This is a genomic window from Francisella sp. SYW-9 (assembly GCF_008711465.1).
Lineage (GTDB): Bacteria > Pseudomonadota > Gammaproteobacteria > Francisellales > Francisellaceae > Francisella.
Window position 1 is genome coordinate 1 of the sequence record NZ_VXKQ01000017.1, and the last position, 14,607, is coordinate 14,607.

A 14,607-nucleotide genomic window follows, 5' to 3' on the forward strand; every position below is an offset into this window, starting at 1 on the left:
GCTCCTCTTCCGTCTACTTCTTTAGTCAAAGATAATATACCTGGAGCAAGCAACATTCCTACTAGTAATGATCAAGCTACTTCTTTAGTCAAAGATAATATACCTGGAGCAAACAGCATACCTACTAGCAATGATCAAAGAATGTCCATAGTATCAGATAAATTTTCAAGCCCTCAAGAACTGATGGCAAAGATACCCTCTTTACAGTCAATTCCTGGAGCAGGTGATATTAATGATTTTACCAACTTTATAAATCTACCTGGGGTCAGCAATATAATAGATGCGCACATGAATCTACATGGAGAAGCAGCTAATTCTGCAAAACAGCAAATAAAAGATATTGCTCCTTCTAACAGTGAAAATAATAAAGATCAATCTATTGAAGCTAATGAAAAAACAAAGCAAGAAAATGTAAGTAATGAGCAACCAGCCTCTTCTGGAGTTGAAGATCAAAATAACCAAGAAGAAAGCAATAATAATTTTGAAATAACATCTGAATTAATGACTCTAGATGCTAATAAAAAAGTCGTATTAACACTAAATCAGAAAGAAGAGTCAGCAAAACTAACAACTAAGGAAGCCACTATAGAATGTAAAGATAAAATAACTTTGAAATGCGGAAGTAATAGCATAGAAATTAACTCAAACTCAATATCAATAAAATGTGGTGCTAGTTCAGTTGAGCTATCGTCTAGTGGTGTAACTATTAAAGGTTCATCTATAAATCTAGGTTAACCTATTATTGTAAATATCGTACAAAATACTTATATAATAACTAACCCATTACAAATCACTTTGAACCTTTATTTGAAAAGGTTTTTCAATAAATATAGTTAAATAATATCGACATAAACCAAATATACTGCGTATAAAATACCTATATACTACAAAATTTTATTATATATAATAATTTCAGCAACTATATATTTTAACTTAAAAAGATGGAAAATATCTCTTTTTTATACCAAAACTTATTAAATAATTTAACTAGATTTATAAGAGGAGTCTAAGATGAATGAGCTACCCTTTTATTATAAGAACGTATTTAGTCAATTACATGGTTTAATAATTACTAAAAACTTAAACTCCGTTATAACAAATGTCAATCAAGGTGTTTTAGAAATCCTTAAAATACAGCAAAATGAAATCTTAAATAAAAATTATGATAATATGCCTTTTTTATCTGAAGGTTTTGCTGAAGAGCTTAAAAAACAAGATGAGTTTGTTATTAATAGTAAAAATAGTATTGAATATTTGAGTATTGGTATGTTTAAATCATTAAAACCTTATATACTCAAATCAAGTAAGTTTCCTTTATTTGATAGTAAAAATAATGTTATAGGATTAGCTGTCCATTCTTTAGTCGTTAAGAAACAATCTATGATAAAAAATATAGCTTCACTAAAAAGTGATGATTTAATAAAATATAAAGATATTGGTAGCTATTATCATTCTCATAATTATGACCAAATTTTAAATATCCTTACTGAAAAAGAAAAAGAGGTTATATTCTATTTAATAAGGGGGAAAACAGCAAAAGATATTGCAGGTATTTTATCTAGATCACTTAGAACTATAGAAGCTCATATTAATAATATAAAATATAAATTAAGCATCAATTCAAAGTCACAACTAATAGAGTCTATGGTTGAAAATGATTTTCTTAATTATATTCCTGAAAAGTTATTAAAAAATGATTTTTTGTTAATAATATAGCCAAAATATAAATGCTTTCTTTTCTTAGCTTTGTAGCTTTGTAGCTTTGTAGCTTTAACTAGTACACTTATTTAAACTTTATTTATCAACCTAAACCAATTTAAAATTAAAAATAATTAGCTAGTTATATACGTATCGTACAAATTACTTTGAACCTTTATTTGAAAAGGTTTTTCAATAAATATAGTTAAATAATATCGACATAAACCAAATATACTGCGTATAAAATACCTATATACTACAAAATTTTATTATATATAATAATTTCAGCAACTATATATTTTAACTTAAAAAAATGGAAAATATCTCTTTTTTATACCAAAACCTATTAAATAACTTACCTAGATTTATAAGAGGAGTCTAAGATGAATGAGCTACCCTTTTATTATAAAAACTTATTTAGTAAATTACATGGTTCAATAATTACTAAAAACTTAAATTCCACTGTAACAAGTGTCAATAAGGATGTTTTAGATATCCTTAAAATAAAGCAAAATGAAATCTTAAATAAAAGTTATGATGATATGCCATTTTTATCCGAAGGTTTTGCTGAAGAGCTTAAAAAACAAGATGAGTTTGTTATTAATAGTAAAAATAATATTGAATATTTTAGTATTGGGATGCTTAAATCATTAAAATCTTCTATATTCAGATCAAGTAAATTTCCTTTATTTGATAGTGAAAATAATGTTATAGGATTAGCTGTTCATTCCATAGTAGTTAAGGAACAATCTATAATAGAAAAGATAACTTCACTAAAAAGTTATGATTTAAAAAGATATAAAAATATTCATGGTCATTATTATAGTTGTGAGCAAGTTTTAGATGTTCTTACAGAGAAAGAAAAACAAGTTATATTCTATTTAATAAGGGGGAAAACAGCAAGTGATATTGCAGGTATTTTATCTAGATCAATCAGAACTATAGAAGCTCATATTAATAATATAAAATATAAATTAAGTGTCAATTCAAAGTCACAATTAATAGAGTTTATAATTGAGAATGGCTTTCTTAATTATATTCCTGAAAAGTTATTAAAAAATGATTTTTTGTTAATAATATAGCCAAAATATAAATGCTTTCTTTTCTTAGCTTTGTAGCTTTAACTAGTACACTTATTTAAACTTTATTTATCAACCTAAACCAATTTAAAATTAAAAATAATTAGCTAGTTATATACGTATCGTACAAATTACTTTGAACCTTTATTTGAAAAGGTTTTTCAATAAATATAGTTAAATAATATCGACATAAACCAAATATACTGCGTATAAAATACCTATATACTACAAAATTTTATTATATATAATAATTTTAGCAACTATATATTTTAACTTAAAAAGATGGGAAATATATATTTTTTATACCAAAACCTATTAAATAACTTACCTAGATTTATAAGAGGAGTCTAAGATGAATGAGCTACCCTTTTATTATAAAAACTTATTTAGTAAATTACATGGTTTAATAATTACTAAAAACTTAGATTCCACTGTAACAAGTGTCAATAAGAATGTTTTAGATATCCTTAAAATAAAGCAAAATGAAATCTTAAATAAAAGTTATGATGATATGCCCTTTTTATCCGAAGGTTTTGCTGAAAAGCTTAAAAAACAAGATGAGTTTGTTATTAATAGTAAAAATAATATTGAATATTTTAGTATTGGGATGCTTAAATCATTAAAATCTTCTATATTCAGATCAAGTAAATTTCCTTTATTTGATAGTGAAAATAATGTTATAGGATTAGCTGTTCATTCCATAGTAGTTAAGGAACAATCTATAATAGAAAAGATAGCTTCACTAAAGAATTATGATTTAAAAAGATATAAAAATATTTATGGCCATTATTATAGTTGTGAGCAAGTTTTAGATGTTCTTACAGAGAAAGAAAAAGAAGTTATATTCTATTTAATAAGGGGGAAAACCGCAAGTGATATCGCAGGTATTTTATCTAGATCAATTAGAACTATAGAAGCTCATATTAATAATATAAAATATAAATTAAGTGTCAGTTCAAAGTCACAATTAATAGAGTTTATAATTGAGAATGGCTTTCTTGATTATATTCCTGAAAATTTATTAAAAAATAACTTTTTATTAACATAGCCCAATAAATAATCAAAATTCTGTGCACAGAACCTAATTATTATAAATAATTTTGTCTTATATCTGCTAAATAAAAACATTGATAAGCTCTTAACATTAATAAATAATGATTTTATATTTAGTTAAAATAAGAGTGTAAGGTAAATGTCTAATAATAGTAAATATCTTGAATATACCAAAGCTGCAAATATTAGTATGCCAAAAATATTAGCCCAATATCTAGTTAATGATCTAACTCAAACAATAAGTACTCTAGACTTAAGTAGCCAACTACAAACTGATTATAAGGCAACTTCTCCAGCGTGTTTAATTAACTTTATAAATATTAAAAAGGATCAATTTATAAAAACTTCTGCTAACGCTGGATCTCATGTATTTGTTGTTATGGAAGGAACAGGGTATAGCAAACAAGGAGATACTAAGTTTGAATGGTCAAAAGGTGATGTATTTAGTTTTGCAACAGATATAGATATTGAACATAAATGTCATCAACAAGCTATTTTATATTATGTAAATGATGAACCTTTATTTAACTACTTAGGAGCTAAGCCTACAAAAGCTACTTTTGAAGCTACTCATTATCCTTTTGATACTATAATTAAACATGTCGAAGCCTTTAATAATGAAACTGGAGCAACTAAACGTAATCGTAATGGTGTATTATTAGCAAACGATGCTTGTCCTTTGACTAAAACAATTACCCCAACATTGTGGTCACTGTATAATGTTTTACCTAAAAATAGTATTCAACTACCGCATAGACATAACTCTGTAGCACTAGATCTATGCTTATTTGCTCCTAAATCAGGATGCTATACTCTAATGAGTGAAAAGGTTGACTCAGAAGGTAAACTTATAAATCCTATACGTATGGACTGGTCTACAAATGGAGCATTTGTAACTCCTCCAGGTTGGTGGCATTCTCATCATAATGAAACCAATGAAGATGCGGTAGTCTTTCCAATACAAGATGCTGGCTTACAAACTTATCTAAGAACTTTATTTATAAGTTTTATTGGTAAAAAAGATTAACTTTAAAATAATAATACTTCTATCGAAAAATCACATTAAATATTTTTGCAATAAAAAGAACTTGTACAAAATAAATATACAAATAAAATTAAGCCTCCTATATCAATCGATAAAAATCTTACAAATTAATTAAGGAATAATAAAATTGAGCTTACTTTTATTTATCATACTTATATTTTTAATAACGATATTCTCAGGCTTTATATCTGGGGTTTTTGGTGGTGGTTCAGGACTGATTAATGTACCGGGGTTTTATCTACTTTTGGATTACTACTATCCAGCATATGATCATTTAATGCAGGTAGCTATTGCTTGTGCTGTTAGCTCTGGTGTTTTAGTTGGTTTACTTGCAACTATTAAACAACATAAATATAAACAGATTTGTTATAACACTTTACGCTGGGCACTTATTAGCATACTTCTGGGAGGAGTTTTTGGCGTATTTTTAGTAACTCTAATAAAAAGTAGTAATCTAAAAACTATATTTTCTATCTTGCTTATAGTCATGGCTATATGGATGTGGCGTAAAACAAAAACTTCACTAAAAATCTGGCAAGCACCATTAGTATTAAAAATAGCTAGCGCATTTATAGCTGGAATGTGTACGATGCTCTCAGGTATATCAGTATTTTTTGTTCCTTTACTGACAAAATGTGGTCTTGATATTCGTAAAGCTATTGGTACATCTACGATAATTACTTTCTTTATAAGTTTAGTAATGACTATTTTCTTTATAGCTTTTGGCTTACACGCATCTAATTTACCGCCATATTGTATTGGTTATTTAAATTTAATGATTGTTCTTACAGGAATTATACCAAGCCTAATTGGTGTAAATATTGGTGTTAAAATAACAGCTTCATTCTCTCACAAACATTTACAAATGATATATATTTTAATGATGTTTGTTATAGCTATAATTATGATTATTTAGATAATAATTCACTAAAACATAATAAACTCTTATATTCTCTTCCATTTTTTATAAATTTAACCTTAGTTTTCTTTATTGATTGTTTTGTTATAAGATTGATTGTGAGGTCATAAAAACTAATAGAAAATGACAAATAATATTATGAAAACATTTATAGAAAAATTAATTCTCCCTATTATAGTTAGTAGCATAGTTGCATATTTTACCGCATGTTATACTTCTAATTTATCTATTAAAAACCACATTAAAGATATAAAAACTAAATATTATTTAAATGAATTTAAAAATCTAACAAAATATAGTTCTATAAACTTACCTGCAACTTTTTTTAAAAATACAAAAAAAGATATCATATCTAAAAATAAACAAAATATAAAAGAAAGATTTTTAATTAATGAATTTTCATTTCCAGATATTTTGTTATCATATAATAAAGCTATGCTAGCTGGAATAATATTACCTAGAAAACAATTTGAATTTCTATATAAATGTCAATTTCAAATTAACTCACTATCAATAAAATATTTAGATTTAGGAATTATATTATTAAATAATAATATCCATATTTCAAAAAAAATATCAGAGTTATCTCAATTTGAAAAAAATTATAATACAAATCTCAATAAATATGAGCAATGCTATTTAAAACTAGCTAATTTATCTAGATCATTTAGAAATAAAGTCTTTGAAGAAAGATATAATCAATAATCATTGATTAAGTATCCAAAAGTATACTTTATTGTAACCATTAATTGACATTCTCCAAAATATACTCCATAAATTACTTACAATAAAATCTTAAATATTTTGGATATTCTTAAAAATAGAAAAGATTAAAGAAAGGATATTTATGAGTAGTAACTCTAATAGATATACAAACAACTACAAATCTAAACTTTTACTAACAATCTCAAAGACATTTTTACTTGGATTTGATGCTTTGATTCTTTCAAGTTCTTTTTTCATCAAAGCTTGTCTAGGACTATCATAACGCTTCCAGCTCATTAAATTACGAGCCATTCTTGCTGCAACTTGATGGTTGATTTTATCAAGCTCTAATACTATATCAGCCATAAAAGCATATCCTAAACCATCTTTACGATGATATTGCGAGAAATTAGCACCAAAACCACCAATAAGTGAGTAAACTTTATTAGGATTTTTAGAGTTGTATGCAGGATGATTAACTAAACCTTTAACTATATCTAAAGCTGACTCATGAGAGATTTGAGCTTGAGATACTAGCCATTTGTTTACAACTAGATCCTCATGCTTCCAACGGTTATAAAACTCACTGATAGCATTATCTCGAACTTGTTGATCGTTAGATTTCAACAATGCTGAAAATGCTGATTGTTGATCGGTCATATTATTAGCATTATCAAATAGTTGTTGCGCTAGCTCAGTACCTTGACTTTGGTCACTAGCATTCATTAGATAACTTAAACATACACCTTTTAGCTTTCTTTTTGCTATTTGCTCAGCTGATAGGCTATATAGTTTATTATCATTACATTCTTGATATATAGCTAACCAGTCACCTTTTAGTTTATCTGCTAGCTGATTCATTACTTTTTTGCGTGATAAGACAATATCATCAACCTCAATCACAGGCATTGCCTGAGCAATTGTAGACTCATTTGGTATTAGTAGAGCATCACTGATTAATGCTTTATCTAATTCTTTATCATTTAGAATTGATTTAAAAGCATTCAAGAACTCGTCGCTTACATCAGAATTAGCTAAAATCATATTTGTAGCTAACTGCTGTAAAGAGTCCCAACGATTAAAGGCATTATTATCATATTTGACAATATGCAATAGTTCGCTTTCAGTACACTTATGCTCAACCTTCACAGGTGCCGAAAAATCTCTAAACAATGAAACTACTGGTTTTGCTGAAATATTATCAAAAGTGTAAGTCTGTTTTTGTTCTTTAAGCTCAATAACCTGCTCCGCGATATTTTCACCATTTGGAGTGATAAGTCCCATTTTAACAGGTATATGAAGAGCTTGTTTTTCTTTTTGATCAGCAGTTGGTTGAGTAGTTTGCTCTAGTGTTAAGCTATAAGTTTGACTTTGAGCGTCATAATTCTCACTAACTTTAATATTTGGAGTACCTGATTGAGCATACCACCTCTTAAACAAGCTAAAATCACGATTGTTAGCATCTGCCATAGCATTTACAAAATCATCACATGTTACAGCTTGTCCATCATGTCTTTCAAAATATAGTTTCATACCTTTTTGGAAACCTTCTTCACCTAATAAGGTATGAATCATTCTAATAATCTCAGCACCTTTATGATAAACCGTTACCGTATAAAAATTATTCATCTCAATATACGACTCAGGACGGATAGGATGAGACATAGGACTAGCATCTTCAGCAAATTGAGCACTTCTAATAATACGTACATCATCTATACGTTTAACATCTCTAGAGTTTAAATCAGAAGTAAATTCTTGATCTCTAAATACAGTTAAACCCTCTTTTAAGCTTAACTGAAACCAATCACGACATGTAACCCTATCACCCGTCCAGTTATGGAAATACTCATGCCCTACAACACTTTGAACTAACTCAAAATCCTTATCTGTAGCTGTTTTATCACTAGCCATAATATATTTGGTATTAAATATATTTAAGCCTTTATTTTCCATTGCGCCAGCATTAAAATCAGGTACAGCTACAATCATAAATGTATCAAGATCATACTCTAGGTTAAATCTTTCTTCATCCCACTTCATTGAATCTTTTACAGCTTGCATAGCATAATGACATTTATCAATATCTTGTTTAAATGCATATATTTCAAGATTAACCTTACGATTTGATTTAGTAGTAAAAGTATCTTTAATACTAGCTAAATCACCTGCAACAAGTGCAAATAGATAACAAGGTTTTTTAAAAGGATCTTTCCATGTAGCAAAATGTAAGGTATCTGAAATATCTCCAGAGTCAATCTTATCTCCATTAGATAAAATAACAGGATATTTTTGTTTATTAGCAATGATTTTGACGGTATAAGAAGACATTACATCAGGTCTATCTAAATAATATGTAACTTTTCTAAAACCAGTGGCTTCACATTGTGTACAGAACACTTCACCAGACTTATACAACCCTTCTAGAGAAGTATTCGCAGAAGGGTTAATCTCAACTATAGTATTTAATATAAAACTTTCAGGAGCTTTATAAATAGTTAATTGATTATTATTTATATCAAAATCAGATTTAGATAAATTTTTATTATCTATTTTAATTGATAGTAATTTTAAATCTTCACCATCTAAAATTAACGAGTTACTGTCATTATTAGCAGGATTTTTAGTAATATGTAACTCTGCTGTTACAATTGTTTTTGACTCATCTAAATTAAATGTTAGATGCGTCTCGTTTATAAGATAATTACTTGGTTTATAGTCTTTTAAATACTTAATTTCAGGCTGAGACATAGTAAAGTTTAAGTCAGTTTTATTTGCTTCTAGAATAGCAGTCACTAGGATTTGTTGCAATTATTATTCAACAAGTAAAAAGAGCTTGATTTAATTTAAAAATTTTTCTTGAAATTCTACAATCTGATCATATATAAAAAATTGAAAGGCGCGAAAACAATGTTTATAAGGAGAATAACTATGAGTAAGGAAATCAGATATAACCCATTTGAATTAAAACATTCAATAAATGATCTTTTTGATAATTTTTTTAGTTTCCCTAAAGGCTATCAAGAAGAGAAGTATTTACAAAATATCCATTTAGATATAACTGAAGATGACTCTGCCTATCATATTCATGCAGATCTTGCAGGTATTGAAGAAAAGGATATAGATATTGAGCTAGATAAAAGCAAATTATCTATAAAAGCTAAACGTGAACACTCTCATAAAGATAAGAAATATCATATACAGGAGCGCTACTATGGAGAATATCAACGCACAATAAACTTACCTGAAAATATAGATAGTGAGAATATAGAGGCTAAGTATAAAAATGGTGTACTAAACTTAACTATTCCTAAGAAAGAAAAAGATAATACTTCTAAGAAAATAACTATAAAGTCTTAATAATTTCTGATAACTTCAAAAACTTCATTTAATTTCTTTTGATCTTTTTGACCTGGTTGCGATTCAACGCCAGAGTTAATATCATAAGCTGAGCATTTTAACTCAATAGCTTTTGCTATATTTTTAGAGTTTAAACCTCCTGCTAATATTATATTATTTTTATTATCTATAAGATCCCAATCAAATATTTTTCCTGTACCACCAGACTGTCCATCTACTTGAGCATCTAATAAATGGTAATCAACATTTTCTAAAAACTTAGGTATAGACTTATCTACGCCATAAGCTTTCCATATCTGGCAGTTTCTATGTAATCTAGCCTTTAAAGTATCTACATATACTTGATCTTCATTTCCATGAAGCTGAACAGCACTTAATTTTAAATCATAAGAAGCATTTACAACTTCATCAATACTAGCATTAACAAAAACACCTACATAATTTAACTTAACTTTTTTTGTTATAGATTTTGCCATGTCAAAATCTATGTAACGAGGTGATTTTTTGACAAATATAAAGCCTCCGTAAACAGCTCCTGCATCGTAAGCTTTTTGAGCATTTTCTACTGAAGTAAGACCACATACTTTATTAAAGCCATATATTATTTTTCTAACAGCAAGCTCTAAGTTACGCTCTCCCATAATAGAACTACCAATTAGAAAACCATTTGCAAACTTTCTAAGCTCTCTTACTTCTTGGTTTTTGTAAATTCCAGATTCAGATATAACAATAGTTCCTTTTGGTACTTTAGGGGCTAATACACGAGTAGTATTTAAATCTATAGATAAATCTCTAAGATTACGGTTATTTATACCTATTACTTTTGCTTTTAGGTTTATAGCTCTTTGAAGCTCTTCTTCATTACTAGCTTCTGTAAGTATTCCCATACCAAGACGATTAGCAACTTTAGCAAGTTTTCTATATTCAGAATCATCTAAAACTGAAAGCATCAACAATATAGCGTCAGCTTTATAATGTCTTGCTAAATATATTTGATACTCATCTATAATAAAGTCTTTACAAAGTACAGGTTGTGTTACTTGATTTCTTATAATTTCAAGGTTTGCAAAACTACCCATAAAAAATTCTTCATCAGTTAATACTGATATAGCATTTGCATAATTTTTATATACTGAAGCTATTTCATTTAGATCAAATTTTTTACGAATAAGACCTTTAGAAGGAGAGCCTTTTTTACACTCTAATATAAATACTGCTCTTTCTGAAGTTAAAGCTTTATAAAAACTTCTATCTGTTTTAGAAACCTCATCTTTAAAAACATCTAATGGGAATAGTCTTTTCTTAGCAAAAAGCCATTTTCTTTTTGCTTCAACAATTTTTGCTAATATAGTTTCCATATTTATTAAGATTTTTTTTAATTTTAAGTGATATTTTAAACGAAAAATATTTAAAAGTTTAATTTTTATACTTCTAAATATATTCTACATTTATTTCAATAAAATCTTCGATAGGATTATATCTATCAAAGTCCGCTTTATAAGCTCTTTTCTTAGAATTATCAGTCCATATTTCTTGCCATTTATCTATAGCAGCATCAGGAAGATCTCCTTCTACTCTAAAAACTTCATGATTTAACTCAATATTAGCTGAATTTAAGCCTGTTGGCACATCAAAATTATCATCTACCTCATAACCTATTAACAAAGCATATGGCGCTGTGTGATCACCTTCATATTCATAATAAACAGATATTATATCTTGTGATAGATTTTGGCCATTAAGATATTCTAAAACCTCACTATTAAAAAACAATTCCCATGCCTGCTCAAGCAAGTCATCTCTATCATTTGAAACCTTTGTCGATACGCCTACTATTTTCATATTTTCCTACAATTTTCTATATATTTTTTTTAAACCAACCAACCTTTAGACTCTGCTATATTGATTTGTTGCTCTACATAATCCCAAAGCTTAGGAGCTATTGTTTTTAATTCTTTATTTATATTTAACACTTTCTCTTTATATGTTAGACCATTTACAACCCATCCACCGCCATTACTAGCCATATTTCTATATACAGGGATAGATTTATCAATAGCTTTAGCATACTTAGCATCTGCTGATGAGCTTTTTTCAAATTCTAGCCAAAGCTTTTTTAATTCTTTGGCATCATATTCTGGCATTAATGAGAATATTTTATCTAATGCTAATAACTCTTTCTTATGCTGCAATTCCAATATCGCTTCATCATCAAACGCATAAGTATCTCCTGCATATATTTCAACTATATCATGTATCAACAACATAGTTAAAACTCGTTCCATATTAATACTTTCTTTAGCAAAATCTTTAAAAGTTATAGCCATTAGTGCAGCATGCCAGCTATGCTCTGCTGTATTTTCTCTACGATTATTATCTGAATAAACTAAACATCTACGGTATATACTTTTTAATTTATCAACTTCTACTATAAACTTTACTCTCTGCTCTAAATCAGTCATATTTTAATTTATCTAGTCAAACATTTAGCATAGCTAGATGGTATATCAAAAGGTACTACATTACTATATTTCCATCCTATGTTTTTCCATACCTTATTTACTGTCTGATCTCTTCCACAGCCCGTACGATAATAACAATATCTTTTAGGATTTTTATCATGATAATCTTGATGATATTTTTCAGCTTCGTAAAATTTTGTCGATGGCAAAATTTGCGTATATACATTTTTATTATTCTTATTAAATATTTGTTTTAACTCATTTGTAATAGCTTTTGCAGTATGTTTTTGGCTATCATTCATATAGTAAATTGCAGACTGATACTGTTTACCTTTATCACAAAACTGACCTTTTGAATCAGTAGGATCTATACGACGATAAAAATACTCAACAAGATCTTTATAGCTAATCTTTTTAGGATCATATATAACTTCTACAGATTCTTTATAGCTTGTAGTTCCCGAAGATACTTTTCTATATGTTGGATCTTTTTGATAACCCCCATCATACCCTGAAACCACTTTTATAATACCATTATGACTTAAGTTTTCATGCTTTTGCATATATTCAAAATCTGACTCCAAACACCAGAAACAACCACCTGCAAAAACAGCCTTATCGTACGAAACATCACTATGAGCTGCAAAACCTAAACTACAAGACAGTATTGATAAACTATAAATTATTTTTTTCATAATATATTTCCAAAATTTATAACATCTTCTAATGTTTTAAAACATTTACCAGATTTAATCAACTCTAAAACATATTGAGTATTTTGTTTAATATCATCTTTATCATAAAGCTTCATTAACATAGCTACATTTATTGCAACTGCAGCATTATGAGCATCTTTACCTTTACCTAAAAGTATTTGTTTTATTATATTTTTATTGTATTCAGGTAGACCACCTTCTATATCTTTAATGCTAAAATTATCTATACCAAAGTCTTGTGTTGAAATTATATATTCTTTTATTTGATTATCTTTAACTTCTGCAACACTAGTATCTCCATGTATTGCGACCTCGTCTAAACCACTACCATGTACAATTAGAGCTCTTTGTATCCCTAAATTCATTAAAGTTTTTGCCATTGGCAAAATTAAATCTTTAGCATATACACCTATGACTATTTTATTTGGTCTTGCAGGGTTTATTAAAGGCCCAAGAATATTAAAAATAGTTCTAGTTTTTAAAACTTCTCTAGCTTGTTTAACATATTTAAACCCCGGGTTGTAAAATGGTGCAAATAAAAAACCTAAATTATTTATTTGAATAGATTCTTTTGTTTTTTCTGGAGATAACTCTATATTTACACCAAAAGATTCTAAAAGATCAAAAGATCCTGACCTGCTTGATATACTTCTACTACCATGCTTAGCAACTTTATAACCTGCTGTAGCTGCTACTATAGCTGATGTAGTAGATATATTGATGGTATTATAACCATCACCACCTGTACCTACTATGTCTACTAAATCTTCTTTAATTTTTGGAAAACCTCTAGTGTTATCAACTAACGCTTCAGCTGCTGCTGCTATTTCTAATGGAGTTTCTTTTTTTAATTTAAGAGCAGTTAATATACTAGTCTGTAAAGGTAATTCAATTTCACCTTTAATAAAAAAATCAAACAATTGATAACTATCTTGATAACTTAAATCTTCTAAATTATATAATTTATCAACTATTTTTCTTAACTCACTCATTGTTGCACCCATTTAATGACATTATCTAAAAGCTTAGAACCATGTATTGTCATTATAGATTCAGGATGAAATTGTAAACCACAAACTTTATTCTTATCATCTACTACAGCCATAACTAAATCATTAACTTCTGCTATAGTTTCTAATCCTGTAGGTATTTTTACCCCTACTAATGAATGATACCTTGCAACAGTTAGTGGAGATTCTAGATCATTAAATATAGTATGATTATTATGTTTTACTCTAGCTATCTTGCCATGTACTATTTCATTAGCATGCGATACTATACCGCCATAAGCTTCAATTATAGCTTGATGCCCCAAACAAATACCTATAACAGGAACTCTACCTTTTATCAAAGAAATTAGATTAACTATACATCCTGCATCAGCTGGGCTGCCTGGACCTGGAGATACAACAACTATTGGATTTTCTACTGAATTAATCTTATCAAGCAATACATCTATATATATATTATTTCTATATACATCAACATTATTACCCAAAATTTTAAACTCATCTACTAAGTTATAAGAAAAAGAATCAAAATTATCTATAAATATAATATTTGCCATTAT

15 protein-coding genes are annotated in these 14,607 nt (G+C 27.8%); 8 read left to right on the plus strand and 7 right to left on the minus strand.

Annotation, left to right across the window (positions count from 1 at the left end; all coding sequences use genetic code 11):
- The 7 genes from F3D62_RS12950 to F3D62_RS08150 form a co-directional block, all read left to right on the plus strand.
- Window positions 1-735 (plus strand): hypothetical protein (locus F3D62_RS12950; RefSeq protein WP_224732661.1); only part of this gene is annotated, 735 nt, incomplete at its 5' end.
- A gap of 276 nt (window positions 736-1,011) precedes the next feature.
- Window positions 1,012-1,716: a helix-turn-helix domain-containing protein gene (locus F3D62_RS08125; RefSeq protein WP_150467757.1), complete on the plus strand. Its 705-nt coding sequence runs from the start codon at window positions 1,012-1,014 to the stop codon at window positions 1,714-1,716.
- A 365-nt stretch (window positions 1,717-2,081) separates the two neighbouring features.
- Window positions 2,082-2,780: a LuxR C-terminal-related transcriptional regulator gene (locus F3D62_RS08130; RefSeq protein ID WP_150467758.1), complete on the plus strand. Its 699-nt coding sequence runs from the start codon at window positions 2,082-2,084 to the stop codon at window positions 2,778-2,780.
- Window positions 2,781-3,129: 349 nt separating this feature from the next.
- A complete protein-coding gene (locus F3D62_RS08135; RefSeq protein ID WP_150467759.1) occupies window positions 3,130-3,825 on the plus strand; it encodes a LuxR C-terminal-related transcriptional regulator in 696 nt (231 codons plus the stop codon).
- A 144-nt stretch (window positions 3,826-3,969) separates the two neighbouring features.
- The gene (locus tag F3D62_RS08140; RefSeq protein WP_150467760.1) at window positions 3,970-4,857 is read left to right on the plus strand and encodes a cupin; all 888 of its coding nucleotides are present in this window, start codon (window positions 3,970-3,972) and stop codon (window positions 4,855-4,857) included.
- Between the two features lie 139 nt (window positions 4,858-4,996).
- Window positions 4,997-5,791: a sulfite exporter TauE/SafE family protein gene (locus F3D62_RS08145; protein WP_150467761.1), complete on the plus strand. Its 795-nt coding sequence runs from the start codon at window positions 4,997-4,999 to the stop codon at window positions 5,789-5,791.
- Between the two features lie 141 nt (window positions 5,792-5,932).
- Window positions 5,933-6,499 carry a hypothetical protein gene (locus F3D62_RS08150; RefSeq protein WP_150467762.1) on the plus strand — a complete coding sequence of 189 codons (567 nt, stop codon included), beginning with the start codon at window positions 5,933-5,935 and terminating at the stop codon, window positions 6,497-6,499.
- A 174-nt stretch (window positions 6,500-6,673) separates the two neighbouring features.
- On the opposite strand, the gene pepN is transcribed toward F3D62_RS08150, so the two are convergent.
- Window positions 6,674-9,250 (minus strand): aminopeptidase N, encoded by a 2,577-nt coding sequence (pepN, locus tag F3D62_RS08155; RefSeq protein ID WP_150467857.1) that lies wholly within the window; start codon window positions 9,248-9,250, stop codon window positions 6,674-6,676.
- 180 nt (window positions 9,251-9,430) lie between these two features.
- On the opposite strand from pepN, the gene F3D62_RS08160 reads away from it, so the two are divergent.
- Window positions 9,431-9,859: an Hsp20/alpha crystallin family protein gene (locus tag F3D62_RS08160; RefSeq protein WP_150467763.1), complete on the plus strand. Its 429-nt coding sequence runs from the start codon at window positions 9,431-9,433 to the stop codon at window positions 9,857-9,859.
- Here the strand turns inward: F3D62_RS08160 and trpCF are convergent.
- The 6 genes from trpCF to F3D62_RS08190 form a co-directional block, all read right to left on the minus strand.
- Window positions 9,856-11,217 (minus strand): bifunctional indole-3-glycerol-phosphate synthase TrpC/phosphoribosylanthranilate isomerase TrpF, encoded by a 1,362-nt coding sequence (gene trpCF / locus F3D62_RS08165; RefSeq protein WP_150467764.1) that lies wholly within the window; start codon window positions 11,215-11,217, stop codon window positions 9,856-9,858. The genes F3D62_RS08160 and trpCF overlap by 4 nt on opposite strands.
- 73 nt (window positions 11,218-11,290) lie before the next feature.
- Window positions 11,291-11,701: a GyrI-like domain-containing protein gene (locus tag F3D62_RS08170; RefSeq protein ID WP_150467765.1), complete on the minus strand. Its 411-nt coding sequence runs from the start codon at window positions 11,699-11,701 to the stop codon at window positions 11,291-11,293.
- A gap of 29 nt (window positions 11,702-11,730) precedes the next feature.
- Window positions 11,731-12,321, minus strand: a complete 591-nt coding sequence (locus tag F3D62_RS08175; protein ID WP_150467766.1) for an HD domain-containing protein — start codon at window positions 12,319-12,321, stop codon at window positions 11,731-11,733.
- Window positions 12,322-12,329: 8 nt separating this feature from the next.
- Window positions 12,330-13,019: a peptide-methionine (S)-S-oxide reductase MsrA gene (msrA, locus tag F3D62_RS08180; RefSeq protein ID WP_150467767.1), complete on the minus strand. Its 690-nt coding sequence runs from the start codon at window positions 13,017-13,019 to the stop codon at window positions 12,330-12,332.
- Window positions 13,013-14,029 carry an anthranilate phosphoribosyltransferase gene (gene trpD, locus F3D62_RS08185; RefSeq protein WP_191092568.1) on the minus strand — a complete coding sequence of 339 codons (1,017 nt, stop codon included), beginning with the start codon at window positions 14,027-14,029 and terminating at the stop codon, window positions 13,013-13,015. The genes msrA and trpD overlap by 7 nt, the downstream gene beginning before the upstream one ends.
- Window positions 14,026-14,604 (minus strand): aminodeoxychorismate/anthranilate synthase component II, encoded by a 579-nt coding sequence (locus tag F3D62_RS08190; protein ID WP_150467769.1) that lies wholly within the window; start codon window positions 14,602-14,604, stop codon window positions 14,026-14,028. The genes trpD and F3D62_RS08190 overlap by 4 nt, the downstream gene beginning before the upstream one ends.
- Between the last annotated feature and the right edge of the window lie 3 nt (window positions 14,605-14,607).